Origin of the sequence: Paenarthrobacter sp. YJN-D (assembly GCF_015040335.1) — a bacterium.
Taxonomy (GTDB): domain Bacteria; phylum Actinomycetota; class Actinomycetes; order Actinomycetales; family Micrococcaceae; genus Arthrobacter; species Arthrobacter nicotinovorans.
Map to the genome: position 1 here is coordinate 1270576 of NZ_CP053549.1, position 18205 is coordinate 1288780.

The window sequence follows — 18205 nt, forward strand, 5'->3', positions numbered from 1 at the left end:
GCAACGCAGGCACCGGGGCGTGGCAAATGTAGTAGAACTTATGGTGTACGTCACGTCCACGCCGAAGATGTCGTGGGCTTGACGGTCAACCGTTCACAACTCAATACACAACAGAGAACATCCACAAAGGGGTAGAAGTTCAATGAAGGCACGCGGAGCAGTCCTGTCCAGGCGAAACGCTCACTCGGCTACGGTTTCCGATTGGAAGACGCTGAAGGCCGGCGACACGGTGGAAGTGGTCAAGTACGCCCACGTCATCGCAGCCGGTCGGGTTGAGGAGGTTTCCAGCAGCGGAAACGTTGTGTGGCTTGAGCACTCAGGGCCCGGCGTCACCGAAGAGGGCAAGGAATTGTTCATGAAGTCCGACGGCGTCACTCTCCGCCGGGCGTAGCTTAAACAGAAACCGGGGCTCGTCCCCTTCCGCGGGTAGTAGATGCGGAAGGGGACGAGCCCCGGTTTTTGGCGTCGCTGCCAGTGATGCCGTCAGGGGTGGCAATCAGGCAGCGAGTACTTCGTGGGTCTGACCGAAGGGAACGGATTCGTCCAGCGCCACGGTGTAGGTGCCGGGCTCGTGCCTGGTCACCAGAATGCCGCAGTTGGCGTCTGCCGCTGCGTTCTTGATCAATGCATCCACGGCCTGCTCGAGTCCGTCGTGGATTTCGTCCGCCCTGGAAAAGGACAGGCGGATTTCGCGTTCTGCAGTCATTGCAGGGGTCATTTGGGGGCCTCCTATTACTTGCCGCATGCGAGGGCGACCCATCAATCATAGTCGGAGCTTGCCCATTATTTGTAAGATGACTGGCAGTGGAGTGACCTGGGTCTCAGGCGCGCCGAGGCGGCAGTTAATGCCAATGTTTGGACGGCAAAGTCAATTGGTGGGAGCAACGCTGGGGGTTAGGCCGCTTGTAGCAGCTGGTTTAGCCGGTTGGCTGGGGTCTCGAGGTTCAGTGTTGGTCTGGGGCGGCGGTTGAGTTTCGCTGCGACCAGGCGGATGTCCTCGGGGGTGTGCACTGAAAGGTCAGTGCCTTTCTCGAACCAGAACCGCAGGAGCCGGTTGGTGTTTTCGTTGGTGCCGCGCTGCCAGGGCGAGTGCGGGTCGCAGAAGTACATCGTCGTATCGAGAGCGGTCTGGATTTTTGCGTAGTCGGCCAGTTCGGTGCCGCGGTCCCAGGTGATCGACCGGCGCAGGTGATCCGGGAGGGAGGCCATCTCCCGGATCATCGCGGCGGCAACGGTTTCCGCGGTGTGGTCCCCTGGCAGGTGCAGCAGGATCGTGAACCGGGTTGAGCGTTCCACCAAGGTTCCGATCGCTGTCCCGTTGGCGCCGATGATGAGGTCACCTTCCCAATGCCCGGGCACTGCCCGGTCCTGGACCTCGGCGGGACGTTGGCTGATCTTGAAGGCCTCTTTATAGGGGCTGTTGGCGCGCCGGTCAGTGCCGTGGGGGATGCGTTGTTTGCGTTTCAGGCTGAGCTTTTCGGCCAGGTCCGCCCGCAGGTTCCCGCGGGTTTGGACGTAAAGGGCCTGGTAGATCGTCTCGTGGCTCACCTGCATAGTCTGATCGTCACCGAAGTAATACGCCAACATCGAGGAGATCAGCTTCGGACTCCACCCGTCATCCATCCAGACGCCGATCAGCCGGCACAAACCCTCGTCCTTGGCCAGCCTGAAGGGTTTGGGACGGCGCCTGTCCTGATGCGCTTTGGCGTGAGCGACCGAGGCGTAGTACTTCCCGTCCGCGCTCGTGTGGCGTTTGACCTCCCGCCAAACTACGGACTTATCCCGCCCGATCAATGCGCCGATCTTCGCGTAACTGAGGCCCATCCGCACACCCATCTGGATCATGCCTCGCTCTTCCAGACCCAACGCACGGCCAGGGCCCCCGACTGAAGGAGCAGGATCGGCAAGACCTCCGGTAGCACCCCGGTTCACGGTCATCATTAGGCCAGACTGAACCCACCAATTGTGCCCGGTAGCGTGCACCGCCCCGACACGCCGGGCAGCAGTACGAACAGGCATCCCCGCACACACCAAATCAAGAAACTCAGTACGCGCAGCCTTGGGGAACAACTTGACCATAAAACGCTCCATCAATCAGAGCGTTGCAACGACCCTATGACTTTGCCGACTAAACACCCTCATTAACTGCCAACTCGGCGGACGATCGCCGGGACCGATTGGACGTGGTGGCGGGATTCGAACCCGCGTACGCTGCTTTGCAGGCAGCTCCCTGGCCTCTTGGGTACACCACGTGCAGTCGACACTAGGTGCGTGGGCCAGGGGCTTACAACATTCGTTGCGCAGGCTTTCGCAGGGCTACGCGGGCTTTCGCGCGGCTACGCAGTATTGCCCTTGGTTGCCGTCAATGACACGCGTTTGAGTAGTCCTGTGACCCCGGCAGCAACCACGAGAGTCAGGATGGCTGCGGCCATGTGCGTATAGAGCATGATGTGTGGCGAACCGCCGCTGAAGCCAGCCGCTGCCGGCGGATCACCTGGACCTGGTGCGGCGCTGTGGAGGTGCTCCACCCATCCACTCCCGGGGTAGTAACCGCCGAATGCAGCGAACCCAAAGTGCAGCAGTTGCTGCGCCACACCTGACACCAGCAGCAGGATCAATGGCCCGTGGACCCAGCGGGCCAGGAGTTGGGCCCCCAGGCAGCACAGTGCGGCGAAGCCAAGCAGAACGGGAAGGGCCGGAGCGCTGCCGCCCGCCGTCAGGTGCGCCGCCAGTCCCAGGCCGACGGCCAGCAGCCCGGAGACCCAGGCCCACTTGTCCTGCACAGGAACTGCGCGCATCGCCATCCTTCCCTCCACACAGGCTAAGCGGCGAAGGCCGGAGGGAAAAGGGGCGGGCGACTATCCCAGGAGCGTGTTCACCAAACGTGCTGCAACTTTCGCAGTCCGGGAATCAATGTCGAATTCCGGATTCAGTTCGGCGACATCAACGTGCAGCAACTTCCCGCTGGCGGCAACCTGCCGGCATACCGCGCTGATCACGGGCAGCGGGACGCCATAGGCCGCAGGAGCGCTCACCCCGGGTGCCACCGAGGCCGGCATCACGTCGAGGTCGATCGTGAGATACAGGACATCCACGCCAGCCAGGAAATCCGCTACAAAAACCTCCACGGCTTCCGGTGAGCATTGCTCGTCCAGCAGATACTTCACGCCCAGGCGTTGCGCCGTGTCAAAAAGGGTCCGGGTGTTGTTGGGCTCGGAAATTCCGACGACGGCGTACTGCAGTTCGCGCCCGGCGGCGGCCTCCGCCCGGGCCATCTGAAGGAACGGCGTGCCCGAGCTCGGTGTGGGCTCATCCCTCAGGTCAAAGTGGGCATCAAGGTTCAGCACACCCAGCCGCTTGCCCTGGACCACGTCCGAGCCGGCGACGCCCAAGTAGCTGGCAAACGCGGTCTCGTGGCCTCCGCCCAGCACCACGGTGAGGTTACCGGCGTCGAGCAATCCCGAGATGGCGCGGCCGGCGCGCTCCTGGCCCGCCTCCAGCGAGTCGCCCTCCACAACCACATCGCCGGCGTCGAACACGTCCCGTTCCAGGTGGTAAGCCAGCGGTCCCAGTACCGAACGGATGGCGGCCGGCGCCGCGGCGGCACCCGTGCGGCCCTTGTTGCGTCGAACGCCGGCGTCACTGCAGAATCCAAGCACGACGGCGGGACGCGAGGCGGTGCTGGCCGCTGCGGGCGTGTGCGGGGTGACGGCCTGCCACCAGCGGCGGTGCGCAACGCCGTCGCCGTCGAAACGGCCGGTCCACGGGGCGGGGCTGACATCTACAATTACGGCGCGTGTTTCCATGCTTTAAGCAGACCGGACCCGGACTGCCAATACCAGCAGTTCCGGGTCCGGGGTGTCTGAAATACCGGAATGCCTACTTGACGCCCAGGAGTTCCTCAACGGTTCCGATGCCGAAGAAGAGCAGGAACGCAGCGGCCACAGCCCACATCAAGGGGTGGACTTCGCGGGCGCGGCCCTGGAAGGTACGGATCAGCACGAACGAGATGAACCCGGCACCCAGGCCGTTGGCGATGGAGTACGTGAACGGCATCAAGGCGATGGTCAGGAACGCGGGAATCCCGACTCCCCAGTCCTGCCAGTCGATCTTCCCCACCTGGGAAACCATCATGAAGCCCACGACCACCAGCGCGGGGGCCACGGCTTCGAACGGCACCAGGTTGATCAGCGGTGTGAAGAACATGGCAATAAGGAAGAGAACGCCGGTCACGATCGAGGCCAAGCCGGTGCGGGCACCCTCGCCGATGCCCGCGCCGGATTCAACGAAGATCTGGTTGGAGGAAACCGAGGCCCCGCCGCCGACGATGGCACCAAGGGCGTCCACCTGCAGCACGCGGTCCACGTTCGGGATGTTGCCGTCCTTGTCCACCGTTCCGGCCTCATTGGCCAGGCCCACCATGGTGCCCATGGCGTCGAAGAAGATGCTCAGCAGGATCACGAATGCCAGCAGCGCCGCGGCGATGAAGCCGAGGTGTTCGAAGGCCCCGAAGGGGTTGGCCTTGCCGATCAGGGAGAGATCCGGAGCGCCCCACTCCGACAAAGTGGGGGCCACCAGGGACCAGCCACGGGGGTTGACGTTCTTGCCATCGAAGCTGGGGCCGATGTGGAGCGTGAATTCGAGGATCGCAGCCAGAGCGGTGGAGACCACGATGCCGATCAGGATGGCGCCTCGGACCTTGCGGACCACCAGGGCGATGGTCAGGATCAGACCGACGGCAAACACCAAAGTGGGCCAGCCCATGAGCTTCCCGTCAACACCGAGTCCCAGCGGAACCGTCGTGCCCGCAGCGTCCGGGATGCGCCGGACGAAACCGGCGTTCACCAGGCCGATCAGGGCAATGAACAAGCCGATGCCCACCACGATCGCCGTCTTCAACGCCTCCGGCACAGCCTTGAAAACCGCGGTGCGGAAGCCGGTGAGCACAAGGATGAGCATCGTGACGCCGGAGAGGACAACAAGGCCCATCATGTCGGGCCAGGTCAGCTGCGGGTGCGAGGCCACGGTAACCGCGACGAACGCATTCACGCCCAGCCCAGTGGCCACAGCGAAGGGGTGCTTGGCCCAGGCGCCCATGAGGATGGTCAGGATGCCGGCGACGAACGCCGTGGTGGCTGCGACCGCGGTGAAGCCCAGGGAAGCTCCGCTGGAGTCTGCCCCCGAGAGGATCAGCGGGTTCAGCACAACGATGTAGCTCATGGCGAAGAATGTCGCGAAGCCGCCACGGATTTCCCTTGAGTACGTGGAGCCACGTTCGGAAATCTTGAAATAGCGGTCCACTGCAGAACCTTGTTTAAGCATGAAGGTCTCCGGGTATTGGGGGGAGTGTGCTCTCAAATCCTATGCCGTTGAATGTGGGAGCTTCGGACCATTCCCCTAGTCTGTAAGGAAGCCAACACTAGGAGAAACCGCCCCATGCGTACCATCCGCCCGCTTCTGGCCGCCGTCGTCGCCGCCCTTGCCTTCGCGTCTGCCCTGCTGTTTTCCGCGGCTCCGGCGTCCGCGCACGACGTCGCGGAATCCACAGCGCCGGCGAACGGTGCAACCGTGGCTGAAGTGCCGGCGTCGGTCTCCATTACGTTCAACAACCGGCCGCTGGCCATCGGATCGGGCGTCTCCGTAACCTCCGGCGGCGAGAACTGGGCAGACGGGCCGGTCGAGATCATCGACAGCCAGGCCGTGCAGAAGCTCCGGGCCGGCGCGCCGGCGGGGGAGTACACGGTGGTGTGGCGCGTTGTCAGCTCCGATTCGCACCCGATTGAGGGCACCTTCAAGTTCACGGCCACAGCGGGAAGCACGACGGCGGCAAGCGGCTCGGCCGCCCCCTCGGCGTCCGCTTCGGCCACCTCGGGATCGGTGCCGTCCGCAGGTACGGCTCCTCCGGGAACAGTTGGCAGTGCGCCCGCCGCAGATGCGTCCCAGCCGTTCCCCTGGAGCATTGTTGTCATTGCGGTTGTTGCGGTTGCCCTCGTGATCTTCCTCGCTGTTACAGCCCGCAGGAAACTTGCCGGATCGGACGACGAAAACCGCCCGGAAGCCGCAGAATAGCGGGCTTTTCTACGTAGCTGCGAATATCTCGGTTCGGTTACCGCGACACGCCAAAGCCGCAGTCCTCGTTACTTAAATGTGACTTCGACGGGATCATCGCGTACGGTAGTACCTGTGCCTGTTCCACGTAGCGGGCACTTCCGGCCTGATTGCCTAGCTCTGCCGCAGTCCGGAATCCGTTCGCAGACAAACCTACGGCAGAGACGGGGAACCCATTTTGGGCCGCTTTCGAGCGTGCCTTGGGGTGAAGTCACGAAGCTTCCGCTGAACAGCGGGGGATAGTGGCCGGGTGACTCCCATCCGAATCCGACAGCTAACCTCGCAGGCATCGGGAGAGGCTCTTTCATGTCTTCACGCATTCTTCGCGGCCGTCGTAAGGCGGACAGCGTACGTCCTAATCCGTTCATCTCCATCTCCAAGGCAGTTGCCAGCAACGCTTCCGGCGCTGGCCGCCAGGCAGCTGTTATCGCAGCAGCTTCCGGACTCGTTCTGACCGGCTCTGTCGCTGCACACGCTGCAGAGGCTCCGGTCCAGCGCGATGCCAGCCCCGCCACGGTCGCCGAGACCGCTTCCGAGGCCCCCACCAAGGTTGTTACCGCTCTTTCTACGGCTACCGTCAACTTCGAGCGTCCGGCTGTTGCTTCCGTTGCAGCTCCGGTCATCGAAAAGCCGGCTCCTGTAGTTGAAGCCCCCGCTGCCAAGCCGGCTGCCGTTACCGCTGCTGCAGCGGCGGCTCCCGTAGCTGCCCAGGCTGCAGTTGCAGCTCCGGCCGCTGTTGCACCTGCTGCTGCTCCTGTAGCTGCTGCTCCCGCTGCCGGTGGCGTCAACGCTGCCATGGTTGCCTCGGCTTACGCCCAGATCGGCATCATGCAGGACTGCACCGCCATGGTTGAGCGGGCCCTCGGTTCCGCCGGCATTCCGGTTGGCGACCTCGCTCCCATGCAGTTCATGAACTACGGCAAGGTTGTCAGCGACCCGCAGCCGGGCGACATGATCGTCCAGTCCGGCCACGTCGCCATCTACATCGGCAACGGCCAGGCAATCAGCGGTGGAATCAACGGCAACCAGACGGGCATCCACCCGATCAGCTGGTTGACCGCTACTGGTCCCATCACGTACGTACGCGCTGGCGCATAAGCCTCACGCTTCAACGCAAAGGCCGGTGTCTCCGAAGATCATCTTCGAGGACACCGGCCTTTGGCGTTTAAAATTCGTGTTGCGGCTGCCGTGAATGATGCCGGCTAGGCGATGGCGATGCCCGGGCCGCCAGGGAGCGCCACTTTGGTGGAGATTGCCTGGCCCACTGCCTTGGCTTGCCGCAGGACTTCCTTGGGGCTGGGCGTAATGAGCTCGCCCACGCCCACCAGGTGCATTCCCACTGCCCGCATCGCGGAGACCAGGTTCTGCCCGACGGCGATTCCAAGTTCGGCCAGCATGCGGCGCAGCTGGCTCTGGGCGCAGCGTGTGACCACAATATGGTCTGCCAGGAGAATCCCGTTGGCGGTGTGGACTGCCCACTGGCGCGGGGCGGATTCGAGGGGGCCAGAGGCATGGAGACCGCTCCGGGTCATGCTCGCGGCGAGACCGTACCCGATGTGCTGGGTTGGGTCCGCGCCCAGGAAATCCAGGCGGACGGCTCTGGTGGTGCTGCGTACGTCCAGATGGTGGCTGGCCGCGTAATTGCGTAAGTGGCGGAGGATTTCGTTACGTTCCTGGATGGACGCGGGATCGGTGACCTCGCAGCGTTGAAGCATGCCTGTGTGGACCGCCGGGCCGGTGGCTGACAGGGCACCGAAACCATCCACCACTATGGAGCCCACGCCGTAGCGGCTGAGTTCACTGGCAACTGCCAGGCCGGACAAGCCGGTTCCTATGACCACGGTGGTGGTGCGTTCCGTGCCGGAATCAGGCGCGTGTGACACTGCTTGGTTCCTCCTTGACGTGTGTGCCTTGCGGCATCGCGTGGGATCGCGTCCGAGTTCCCCAAGCGGCCGCAAATAAATGGCCGGAGTGTGCTGTAGGACACGTTCGCCGGCCATTCGGTGACTCGAACACTACCGAACTTTTTCGCGCATGGATAGCCTTCCCTGACAGCGTGTTCCGTGTGTTCATCAGCAGCACAAAAACGGGGTCAGGAAACCGAGCCCCGACCGTTATACACATACAGCCGAGCCACCTTGATTCGGCCCTGCCGACCGAGAATAGTGGGCATTGGACAGGGAAATTCCGGATTTCCCTGCCCCTGGCCATTGACAATCGAGCCCTCGAGGAATCCGATGCGGAAAACCTCTGGCAGAATGGCCGGAACATCAAGCAGTAGGTGGAGAGGCGGGCCCCAAATGGACCAGCACGGCAGACACAGTGAAGAGCCACAGGACGGCGAGGGCCTGACAGTGGCACCGGGCGGCATCGTCGTGGGAGTGGACGGCTCGGAACACGGGCAGTGCGCCCTGGTGTGGGCAGCACGTGAGGCCGAACGCAGGCAGCTTCCGCTGCACATCGTCACGGCGTACTCGGTTCCTATTTTCGCCGCCTCAGGACTCGACGGCGGATACGCCACCGTGGACGATTCGGTCATTCGCGAGGGCGCGGAAGCCATTGTCAAGCAGGCCATGGACAAGGTCGCCCGATACTCCATCGACGTTGATGCTTCCGTCGAAAACGGTGACGCAGCAGGCGTGCTGCTGGATCTTTCCGCAGAGGCAGCGCTGCTGGTTTTCGGAAGCCGTGGCCGCGGCGGTTTCGTAGGTCGTCTGCTGGGCTCAGTCAGCAGCGCCTTGCCCGCCCATGCCAAGTGCCCCACAGTAACTGTCCCGCTCTATTGTGCTGACCGCCTCGGCGAGAATACCGAGGACAAACACATCAAGGCCGAGCACGCCAAGGCCGGCCCCCGCATCGTGGAAAACGTGGTTGCAGTGGGCGTGGACGGCTCGGAGCAGGCGCGGGTCGCTGTGCTCGAAGCAGCTGAGCAGGCCCAACGCATGGGAGCCAAGCTCCGCGTCATTTGCGCCGTCCCGCAGTACAGCGGTTCCCTGGCCTGGGTCCCCGCTCCCTTGGACCGGGACGCCTTGTTTGCCGATATCAAGGTTCAGCTGGACGCGGGGGTTGCCTGGCTGCAGAGCCATTTCCCGCAACTGACCATCGAGACGGACCTCAGGGACGGCTCGCCTGTTGACGTTCTGGTGGAAACCAGCCGCAGCGTGGAATTGGTGGTTTTGGGCACCCGTGGCCGCGGTGGGTTTGCGGGCATGCTGTTGGGATCCACATCGGATGGCGTCCTGCACCATGCGAAAGGACCCGTGTTGGTTGTTCCGGACCGCGAGGATCCCCGTCTGGCAGACCGCGACAAGTTTGGTCCGATGCTCGGCGCGGTGTAGGAAAAGGCGCAGGAAAAGGGATGCCGGTGTTCACGCTGCAGCTCACGGATATTCGTGGACCCATGCTTCCCGAGGTGGGTGGCAAAGCAGCGAACCTCGGCGAGCTTGCAGGCGCCGGCCTACCCGTGCCGCCAGGCTTTTGCCTGACCACGGATGCTTATCGGCGTGCGCTGTCATCGAGCGGCCTGGATGACATTTGTGCGGCCCTGGAATCGACAAGCACGGTTGACCTTACAGGGCTGAACCGGTTGGCCGGGCGGGCCCGTTCCCTGGTCCTCGACGCCGGGGTCCCGGCCGACATCGCTGAAGCAGTGCGGTCCGCCTACGAAGCTCTGGGCAGCAACGTCCCCGTCGCTGTCAGGTCTTCGGCAACAGCCGAAGACCTTCCCTTCGCGAGTTTCGCCGGCCAACAGGACACTTTCCTGAACGTGGTGGGCGCGGACTCTGTCCTGGATGCCGTGAGCCGCTGCTGGGCTTCCTTATGGACTGACAGGGCGGTGACTTACCGGGCTACCAACGGCATTGAGCATGCTGGTGCCGCCCTGGCTGTCGTTGTCCAGGAGATGGTCGATTCGACGGCTGCCGGTGTTATGTTCACGGCCAATCCCGTGACGGGCAAGAGGCACGAGACAGTGATCGACGCGAGCCCCGGTCTGGGGGAGGCCGTGGTGTCCGGCGCCGTGAATCCGGATCAGTACGTTGTTGATATGGCCGGCGGTGCAATTGTGAAACGCACCCTGGGGGACCGGCGGGTGGAGATCCATGCCGTGCCGGGCGGCGGCACGCAACGGACCCAACGGTCGCGCAACGAAAGTCCGGGGGACCCGGAAGGCGCCCGGGATGCAGCTGTTCAACCGTGTCTTAGTGACCGGCAGATCAAGGAGCTGGCCGAACTTGGCCGCTTGGTGGAGAGACACTATGGAGCTCCACAGGACACCGAGTGGGCCATGGATCCCAACGGAAAACTGTGGCTGACCCAGGCCAGGCCCATCACCACCCTTTACCCGCAAACCACCCGCACCCCACAGGTCCCTGGCATCCACGCCTTTCTGAATTTCAGCCTCGCGCAGGGCCTCACACGGCCGCTGACGCCCATGGGTTTGGCCGGGATCCGCCTCATAGCCTCCTGTGTTGCCAAAACGGCGGGCTTTGCCGTCCCGGATCCCCGGTCAGGACCGTCGCCCTATTACGAGGCCGGCCAGCGCATCTTCTTTGATCTCACCCCGGTATTGCGGAGCCGGATCGGGCGGAAGATCGTGCCCCGGGTCTTCGATGTCATGGAAGCCCGGTCCGCCATGCTGATGCGGAGTTTGTTCGATGACCCCCGCTTTTCGGTGACCATCAAAACGCCGCTGAAACTCATCCGCCACGTGGCTCCAGTTGCTGCAAAATACCGCGTCCCCGAGTCGTTGCTCCGGGGTCTGTTCCGTCCGGAGGCGGCCTTGGAACGGGTAGAGCGCCACAGTTCTGAACTCCGCAAAGCCATAGCCGTCCCCGGGGAAGCCACCGCCCATCAACGGGTAACCCACATGCAAAGAATCCTGGGTTCGGAGCTCTTCGCCACCGTCCCGCAAATCCTGCCGTTGCCGGCGCTCGGCTTTGCCCTGCTGGCGCTCGTAGGCCGGATACTCGGCGACCAAGCATCCTACGCTGAACTGCAGACCGTGATCCGCGGGCTGCCCAACAACGTCACCACTGAAATGGACCTGGCCCTGTGGCAGCTCGCCTCGCAGATCAGGGAAGATGACGACGCCGCTGCCTCCATGGCTGGCCAAACGGCGGAAGCGCTGCTGGAACGGTACAGGGACGAGGGGTTGCCTGCCATTGCCCAATCCGGCCTCGATGGGTTCCTGCGCGCCTACGGGCACCGGGCCGTGGCTGAAATCGACCTTGGCATGCCCCGGTGGGGAGACGATCCCACCCACATTCTTGGCGTCCTGGCCAATTACCTGAGACTGCAGCCCGGTGCGGGGGCTCCCGACGAGCAGTTCCGCAGGGCAGCTGAAGAGGCCGAAGAACAGGTGACGAAGTTCATCGCCCGGGCCCGGGCCATCAGTCCGCTCCACGCAGTGGTGGTCCGCGCAGCGCTGGACCGAACGCGCAGGTTCGCTGGTCTGCGCGAGTTGCCCAAATACAACCTCGTGCTGGGCCTCGCCGTGGCCCGGCAACAACTGCTTTTGGTGGGAAGCGAACTGGCAGCATCACATCGGATCGAGCGCCCGGAGGACATCTTCTTCCTGGATCTGGACGGGGTGGAAAATGCGCTTGCGGGGCAGGATTTCCGCGAGGTAATTGCACAACACAGGGCGGCCTACGAACACGAACTCCGGCGCAGGCACATTCCCCGGGTGCTGCTCTCCGACGGCACGGAGCCGGAAGCGACGGCTGCGGGCGACGCCGATCCGCGCCCGGGAACATTGTCCGGCAGCCCGGCGTCGACGGGTCTGGTGAGCGCGCCTGCGCGCGTCATCATGGACCCGGTCGGGGCACATCTGGAGCCGGGTGAGATCCTCGTGGCTCCGTCCACGGATCCCGGGTGGACTCCGCTGTTCCTCACAGCGGGAGGCCTGGTCATGGAGATGGGCGGGCCAAACTCGCACGGCGCCGTGGTGGCACGCGAGTACGGGATCCCTGCGGTCGTCGGCGTCCCGGACGCAACCATCCGGCTACGTACGGGCCAGCGCATCACCGTGGACGGTGCAGCGGGGACAGTCAGTACGGAAGACCCGGACGGCTGAGCTTTTCAGGCGTGCTGGTGCGATTCGTGCTCGGAATGGCTGACGGGCTCCAATTGGAACGTGCAGTGCTCGGTGTCGAAGTGCCGGCCAAGGCAGGAGCCCAGCTGGTCCAGGATGCTGTCCGCGCCAGTGGCATTGAGCACCTCGTCCTGCACCACCACGTGGGCGGAGAACACCGGTACGCCGGAAGTGATGGTCCAGATGTGGATGTCGTGTGCTTCCACTACACCGTCCACGGCCATGATGTGCTCGCGGATCATGTTCACGTCCACGCCCTTGGGGGTGGCTTCAAGAAGTACGTCCACCACGTCGCGGAGCAGATGCCATGCACGGGGAATAATCATCAGGGCGATGAGGACCGAGGCGATGGGGTCGGCAGCCGAGAACCCGGTGGTCATGATCACGATTGCTGCCACGATGACCGCGATGGAGCCCAGGAGGTCGCCCAGCACCTCAAGGTAGGCGCCGCGGACGTTGAGGCTTTCCTTTTGCGCTCCCTGCAGGATGAGGAGGGAAACCAGGTTGGCGACGGCGCCCAGGACTGCAGCCCACAGCATTACGCCGGTCTGGATTTCGGTGGCTTCGCCGAACCGACGGATCGCTTCGATCATGATCACTACGGCGATCACAATGAGGATCAGAGCGTTGGCCAAGGCAGCCAAAACCTCTGCGCGCTGGTATCCGTAGGTCCGCAGATCGCTGGCCGGGCGGGTGGCGATCCATGCGGCCATGAGCGCAATGAAGACACCTGCAGCGTCGGAGAGCATGTGCCCGGCATCCGCCAGCAGCGCCAGGGAACCGGAAACGACGGCACCGACCACTTGGATGCCCACGACGCCCAAGGTGATGCCCAGGACGGCGATCAGGCGTTTGCGGTGCTTTCCGGTTGCGGTAACGCCGTGCGAGTGGTTGTGATCATGCCCCATGCATACAAGGCTAGCCCCAGCCGAGCTCGTGCAAGCGATCGTCATCTATCCCGAAGTGGTGTGCGATCTCGTGGACCACGGTGATGGCAACCTCATCGATGACTTCCTGGCGGCTGCCGCAGATATCCAGGATGGGCTGGCGGAAGATTGTGATGCGGTCCGGCAGGGAGCCCGCATCCCACCAGGAATCCCGTTCCGTCAGCGGCACGCCCTCGTACAGTCCCAACAACACTGTGTCCGGGTTTTCCCCCGGCTGCGGGGTGTAGTCGTCCTCAATGAAAATTGCCACGTTGTCCATGGCACGGGCGGCTTTGGCCGGAATCAGCTGCAGGGCGTCGCTGACGGCTTCTTCAAACTCCTCGGGTGACATTTGGAAGGGCGGCCTGTGCGGCGCGTTCCGCTCCGGCAGCGGCGAAGAGGGACGCTCGCCGTCGGGAACGATGGGAAGTCCGGGAGGAAGATTCGCGGGCATGACTCGACTTTAGTCCGCCACGGCTGTATTGGCGCCCCATGTCATGAGGGATACTGATCTCAGTCCCTTTCCGATAGACACAGGAACCGCATGACTTCCACCGCTTCCCCCATGTCTGAACCCCTCGACGTCGTCGTTGTGGGCGAGGCGCTGATCGACATCGTGCAGTCGCCCGACGGCCAGGCCGAATACCCCGGCGGTTCGCCGACCAATGTTGCTTACGGGTTGGGCCGGCTGGACGTGAAAGCCGGTCTTTTGACGGCGATCGGCCGGGATCCCCGGGGCGACGCCATCGCAGCGCACCTCCAGAGCGCGGGAGTGGTGCTGTTGCCCGGGTCCCAGTCCATGGGAAAGACCGCGACGGCGACAGCCAGGATCGCTGCCGACGGTTCGGCCGCTTACACCTTCGACATTGAGTGGGCGCTGGCCCCTTTGGCACTGCCGTATGCGCCGCGCATCCTGCACACCGGTTCCATTGCTACGTTCCTTGAGCCCGGCGCCGGAGTGGTCCGGAGCTTGTTGGAGCAGGCGCAGGGAGGCTGCATGGTCACCTACGATCCCAACATCCGCACCGATCTCCTGGGCAGCCATCACGAAGCACTTGCCCTCTTTGAGGAAATTGTGCCGCTGACGGATGTCGTGAGGATGAGTGCCTCGGACGCCCACTGGCTCTACCCGGGCAAGGCACTGGAGGATATCGCGAGCCATCTTCTGACGCTGGGTACCACCCTCTCGGTCATGACTGAGGGTGCGAAGGGCTCGTTGATGGCCACGCGCCACTTTCAGCTCCGGGTCCGCGCCGTGCCGTCCACCGTGGCGGACACCATTGGCGCGGGCGATTCCTACATGTCGGCGCTCATCATGGGCCTTTTGTTGCGTGGCAGCGACGGGCTGGCGCCAACCGTGCTGGAGCGGATCGGCAGCATCGCGTCGATGGCAGCCGCCATCACTGTCGGGCGTCCGGGGGCCAACCCGCCCACGCACCGTGAACTCCTGGCAGAGATGGCCCGCTAGCGGCAGGTTCAGCTGGTCCGACGCCGCGTGAGCCCAACGCCCACCAGGCACACCACTCCACCGATCAGGCCCCAGATGGTTGGTACTTCCTGAAGGACGGCCCAGGAGATCAGGATCGTTGTTCCCGGCACCAGGTATGTCGTGGCAGCGAGTTTGCCGGCCGAGATCAGCGAGAGGGCGTACGCCCACGTGGTGAAGGCGATGGCGGTGGGGAAGATGCCCAAGTACACCAGGCCGAGCGTGGCCGGAAGAGGCGCTGCCTGGACTTCGGTCACCAACTGACCTGCCCACGGCAGGCAGCAAAGCGCTCCGACCATGATGCCGAACCACGTTGCCTGGCCTGCTGAGAATTTCCGGAGCACGGGCTTTTGCAGGATTGCGCTCACTGAGGCGAGCACAGCAGCGAGGAGGCACAACAGCACTCCGGCGACATCCGCCGTCGAACGTTGCCCCGAACCCAAGGCGATCATCGCCACACCGCAGAAAGCCACCCCGCTGCCGATCAGCAGCCACCGCGGGAAGCCCTCCTTGAGGAAGATTCCCGCCAGGATGGCGATGAGGATGGGCGAGACGTTGATCAGCATGGCGCTGGTGCCGGCGTCGAGCATGTGTTCCGCGGCGTTCAGGGCGACGTTGTAGCCGCCGAACCACATCACGCCGTAGGCCACGATCGGAAGCCACTCCCGGCCTTTCGGCCAGACCTTCAGCGTCGGCAGCACCACAATGCCAAGAACGACGGCGGCAACCGCCAAACGCCCGAGCGTCAACGACCCGGGGGAGAAGCTGGGGCCGACCGCCCGGATGCCCACGAATGCGGATGCCCACAGGACAACGGTAACGATGACCGCAGCGATGCCCAGTTTGCTGATGGCCGCTCCCGGCGCGGGGGTGGTGCGCGGGGGGAGGCTCGGGGATGGCTGGCCGGGTTCGGCCGGGGAAGTGGTTGTCATGTGCCAAATCTATCGGGGCATCGGCCGGGACGGCTGGCGGTTTTCGGACGCGTCAGGGCAAGATCCTGCCAATGTTCGCGGGCTTCCCTTCTCGGGTCTCGCGAGGGGTTACCTTTCGACTCTTAGGAAGCCTCCAAAGGGGTGGGATCCAACCCCTCGGCGCGTTCGCAAGCGGGGGCCCGTAATGCCCCTCCAACCTCGATTTGGGAATATCGGCATCTATGCTCTAAAGTTTTAGAGTCCAGTTCGGACGAGCGAGACACGGAAAGAACGCGTAAAGCGTCCCTTTTCTTTGCAAAATCCGAATTGAGTTCAGGCCCCCATCGTCTAGCGGCCTAGGACACCGCCCTTTCACGGCGGCGGCACGGGTTCGAATCCCGTTGGGGGTACGCAAGGAAGTGGTAAATCGGACTGAAAAAGTCTGGTAAGCTAGAAGCCTTGAAAAAAACGCGGTAGAGATACTGCAAACGCAAGGCCCTGTAGCGCAGTTGGTTAGCGCGCCGCCCTGTCACGGCGGAGGTCGCGGGTTCAAGTCCCGTCAGGGTCGCTCTGAGCGCCGAAGAAATTCGGTTCTCAAGGTGACATGTCACCTAGGCTCTGTAGCTCAGTTGGTAGAGCGTTCGACTGAAAATCGAAAGGTCACCGGATCGACGCCGGTCGGAGCCACCACTGGGAAGCATCAGTTCTTTGGAACTGGTGCTTTTCTTCTTTTAAGGCCCAGGATCTCCGTTGAAGACGCGGCTTCTTCGTCCCCGCGTACCGCCGCCACCCACTTTGACACTGTGAGGGATCCAATACACCGTGTTGGATGTGTTGCCGGGCTGTCCGCCCTCAAATTGGATGGTGGGGGTACAGGGGTTTCCGCAAGATTCGACGTCGGCACCTGGGTGGTGTGGCTTTGTGACCTTGTTTGAGGCCGTTGAGTGCGCTTTTCCCGCGGTTTCGAGCTGTTTCGGGTTCAAAACGGGTCAGGAAGCTACTGTTCCGAGGCCTTAGTGCGTTGGTTCGGTGGTGGGGCAGCCCCAGGAGTTGGGGTTTTGTTGGCAGGTGTCGGCGACGAGTGCTCTTTGTGTTTTCCAGACGTGGATGGTTGTGGCTGGTGTGGTCAGGTCCAGGGTTCCGTTGATGGGTAGTGGTGGGCCGTTGTTGACGGAGTAGGTGCCGGTGAAGGTGGTGGTGATGGTGGCGGGGTAGTTGCCGGTTTGGGTGTAGCTGTGGCTGGTGCGGGTTTCGGTGGTGAGCCATTCGGTTTGGGGGATGGGGTAGCCGGGGGGGGGGGGGGGGCCCAGGGTGGTGCCGTCTCCGAAGGTGTAGGTGTGGTTGGCCGGGGTAGCGGTGAGGTGGATGGCTTGGCCGAGGATGGTGACGTCGAAGGTTTGTTCGGTGGCGGTGGTGTAGAAGTTGGTGGGTCCGCCTTTGAGGGTGTGGGGGAAGGGTTGGGCTTGGAGGTTTCCTGGGTTGATGGGGAGTTGGCGGAAGTCGTTGAGGATGCGGGCGGCGATGTCAGCGAGGACGTTTGCGGGTTGGGGGTCGTAGAGGCAGGTGGGGCCGGTGATGGGGATCCAGTTGGTCCAGCCGGGGTTGGTGATGGCTTTGGGGGCTTCTTTCCAGATGACGGGGGTGCCTTCTGGGCCACCGGGTGTGGTGGCGGGGCAGTCGAGGGCGTCGCAGCCGGGGTCTTTGGTGTCGGGTCCGTCGGCACGGCAGTGGGTATCGGCCATGTACTGGTTGGGGTCCTCGGCGGCCGGGGACGCGCCAGGGCTCGGCTCAGATATGCCGGTCTCGGGGTTGAAGATAAATGTGGCCCCGACTTCTATTTGCCGTTCGTGTCGATCGGCGGTGACGCGTGGTTCGTCTGCGGCTGCTGCCACCCGGGAGACGAGCAGGACTTGAAGGATGAGAAGAAGCAGAATGGCGCCATAAGACGTGAAGCGGCCCATGTTTAACCGACTATCGATCCATAGTCGGTGACCTGCCAGGAGCCGGCAACGTACTTTGCGAAGACGGCATCGGCTGTGTTGGTCGCGGCTGAATCCTCTTGTCCCTTGGTGCCGCCAGCATCGTAATACCGGATTGGTTCTTGCAGCACTTGCACCCTGGACGAGTGGATCTGATCTGATCCGCTGTTCCACGAGACTTCAACAACTGGGACCGTAAGCCGGCCTCCAGCCATCCATCTGCCCTCAACGTAATTCAGTTTCACTGAGTCCCTGTGGGCGATGGCCACAGGGAGTGTCGTGTCGGTGACCTTTGACCACGCCGTAAGGTCCCCAGTTTCAATCGCATAAGAGTACGTCGCGTACCAGTACCCAATAAACGCCTCCAGCCCCGCCTTGGAGTTCTCCTTCGCCAACTCGGGCATCACAGGCACCGGCACGTTCTGCGCCTTCCCGCTAGCATCCGCCGGCTTGTATGCACCTGACGAAGGCGGAGCAGCCGAAGCAACAGGCGACGAAACACTTGAGGTGGGCGACGCCGTCGTCGTGTGTGTTTCCGAGTTGCCCGCAGTGGGTGACCCGCCCTGGCAGCCGCTGAGAAGCACCGCTGCAACAACGACGATTGCCGCCGGTCGCGCACGGAGAGGCAACAAAGCGGCATACGTAAGGCGTGGCATGGCGAGCTCCCCAGCAGCTGTTTCAGGTGATGTGTCGGCCAGTCT

17 protein-coding genes, 4 tRNA genes and 1 riboswitch are annotated in these 18205 nt (G+C 63.4%); of the genes, 9 read left to right on the forward strand and 12 right to left on the reverse strand.

The genetic code is table 11. The annotated features are described in order from the left end of the window. The first annotated feature begins 142 nt into the window (after positions 1-142). Complete coding sequence (locus HMI60_RS06025; RefSeq protein WP_018780283.1) at positions 143-391, forward strand: hypothetical protein; 249 nt, start codon at positions 143-145, stop codon at positions 389-391. 105 nt (positions 392-496) lie between these two features. Here HMI60_RS06025 and HMI60_RS06030 read toward each other — a convergent pair whose 3' ends face one another. The 6 genes from HMI60_RS06030 to HMI60_RS06055 all read right to left on the reverse strand — a co-directional run bounded on the left by HMI60_RS06030 (position 497) and on the right by HMI60_RS06055 (position 5322). Then, a complete protein-coding gene (locus HMI60_RS06030; RefSeq protein WP_018780282.1) occupies positions 497-718 on the reverse strand; it encodes a hypothetical protein in 222 nt (73 codons plus the stop codon). A gap of 176 nt (positions 719-894) precedes the next feature. Beyond that, positions 895-2079 (reverse strand): IS30 family transposase, encoded by a 1185-nt coding sequence (locus tag HMI60_RS06035; protein WP_039243563.1) that lies wholly within the window; start codon positions 2077-2079, stop codon positions 895-897. Between the two features lie 99 nt (positions 2080-2178). Beyond that, positions 2179-2252 (reverse strand) — tRNA-Cys (locus tag HMI60_RS06040). Positions 2253-2336: 84 nt separating this feature from the next. Next, complete coding sequence (locus tag HMI60_RS06045; RefSeq protein WP_018780281.1) at positions 2337-2798, reverse strand: hypothetical protein; 462 nt, start codon at positions 2796-2798, stop codon at positions 2337-2339. 60 nt (positions 2799-2858) lie between these two features. Next, positions 2859-3806, reverse strand: a complete 948-nt coding sequence (gene hutG / locus HMI60_RS06050) for a formimidoylglutamase (protein ID WP_193590753.1) — start codon at positions 3804-3806, stop codon at positions 2859-2861. 73 nt (positions 3807-3879) lie between these two features. Further along, complete coding sequence (locus HMI60_RS06055) at positions 3880-5322, reverse strand: NCS2 family permease (protein WP_018780279.1); 1443 nt, start codon at positions 5320-5322, stop codon at positions 3880-3882. A 114-nt stretch (positions 5323-5436) separates the two neighbouring features. Between HMI60_RS06055 and HMI60_RS06060 the strand changes: the two genes are divergently transcribed. Both HMI60_RS06060 and HMI60_RS06065 read left to right on the forward strand, forming a co-directional pair. Beyond that, on the forward strand, positions 5437-6069 hold the full coding sequence (locus HMI60_RS06060) for a copper resistance CopC family protein (protein WP_039239380.1): 633 nt from the start codon (positions 5437-5439) through the stop codon (positions 6067-6069). Between the two features lie 150 nt (positions 6070-6219). After that, a riboswitch (cyclic di-AMP (ydaO/yuaA leader) is annotated at positions 6220-6411 on the forward strand. A gap of 3 nt (positions 6412-6414) precedes the next feature. Further along, positions 6415-7206, forward strand: coding sequence for an NlpC/P60 family protein (locus tag HMI60_RS06065; RefSeq protein ID WP_018780277.1), 792 nt, complete (start codon positions 6415-6417; stop codon positions 7204-7206). A 104-nt stretch (positions 7207-7310) separates the two neighbouring features. Here HMI60_RS06065 and HMI60_RS06070 read toward each other — a convergent pair whose 3' ends face one another. Further along, positions 7311-7991: a hypothetical protein gene (locus HMI60_RS06070; RefSeq protein WP_018780276.1), complete on the reverse strand. Its 681-nt coding sequence runs from the start codon at positions 7989-7991 to the stop codon at positions 7311-7313. A 417-nt stretch (positions 7992-8408) separates the two neighbouring features. On the opposite strand from HMI60_RS06070, the gene HMI60_RS06075 reads away from it, so the two are divergent. Beyond that, on the forward strand, positions 8409-9446 hold the full coding sequence (locus tag HMI60_RS06075; RefSeq protein WP_018780274.1) for a universal stress protein: 1038 nt from the start codon (positions 8409-8411) through the stop codon (positions 9444-9446). 20 nt (positions 9447-9466) lie between these two features. After that, positions 9467-12184, forward strand: coding sequence for a PEP/pyruvate-binding domain-containing protein (locus HMI60_RS06080; protein WP_227453664.1), 2718 nt, complete (start codon positions 9467-9469; stop codon positions 12182-12184). Between the two features lie 5 nt (positions 12185-12189). Here the strand turns inward: HMI60_RS06080 and HMI60_RS06085 are convergent, their stop codons facing one another. Together HMI60_RS06085 and HMI60_RS06090 are read right to left on the reverse strand one after the other, a co-directional pair. Then, positions 12190-13110, reverse strand: a complete 921-nt coding sequence (locus tag HMI60_RS06085; RefSeq protein ID WP_018780272.1) for a cation diffusion facilitator family transporter — start codon at positions 13108-13110, stop codon at positions 12190-12192. 10 nt (positions 13111-13120) lie between these two features. Next, a complete protein-coding gene (locus tag HMI60_RS06090) occupies positions 13121-13582 on the reverse strand; it encodes a metallopeptidase family protein (RefSeq protein ID WP_193590754.1) in 462 nt (153 codons plus the stop codon). Between the two features lie 90 nt (positions 13583-13672). Between HMI60_RS06090 and HMI60_RS06095 the strand changes: the two genes are divergently transcribed. Beyond that, a complete protein-coding gene (locus HMI60_RS06095; RefSeq protein ID WP_193590755.1) occupies positions 13673-14596 on the forward strand; it encodes a carbohydrate kinase in 924 nt (307 codons plus the stop codon). An 8-nt stretch (positions 14597-14604) separates the two neighbouring features. Here the strand turns inward: HMI60_RS06095 and HMI60_RS06100 are convergent, their stop codons facing one another. After that, on the reverse strand, positions 14605-15546 hold the full coding sequence (locus tag HMI60_RS06100; RefSeq protein ID WP_039239386.1) for a DMT family transporter: 942 nt from the start codon (positions 15544-15546) through the stop codon (positions 14605-14607). 316 nt (positions 15547-15862) lie between these two features. On the opposite strand from HMI60_RS06100, the gene HMI60_RS06105 reads away from it, so the two are divergent. The 3 genes from HMI60_RS06105 to HMI60_RS06115 all read left to right on the forward strand — a co-directional run bounded on the left by HMI60_RS06105 (position 15863) and on the right by HMI60_RS06115 (position 16215). Further along, positions 15863-15935: transfer RNA gene (locus tag HMI60_RS06105), tRNA-Glu, on the forward strand. 84 nt (positions 15936-16019) lie between these two features. Continuing rightward, positions 16020-16093, forward strand: a tRNA-Asp gene (locus tag HMI60_RS06110). Between the two features lie 46 nt (positions 16094-16139). After that, positions 16140-16215, forward strand: a tRNA-Phe gene (locus HMI60_RS06115). Positions 16216-16538: 323 nt separating this feature from the next. Here HMI60_RS06115 and HMI60_RS06120 read toward each other — a convergent pair. Together HMI60_RS06120 and HMI60_RS21005 are read right to left on the reverse strand one after the other, a co-directional pair. Next, the gene (locus HMI60_RS06120; protein WP_227453665.1) at positions 16539-17486 is read right to left on the reverse strand and encodes a hypothetical protein; all 948 of its coding nucleotides are present in this window, start codon (positions 17484-17486) and stop codon (positions 16539-16541) included. Positions 17487-17488: 2 nt separating this feature from the next. Beyond that, complete coding sequence (locus HMI60_RS21005) at positions 17489-18160, reverse strand: DUF6318 family protein (protein ID WP_227453666.1); 672 nt, start codon at positions 18158-18160, stop codon at positions 17489-17491. Positions 18161-18205 lie beyond the last annotated feature (45 nt).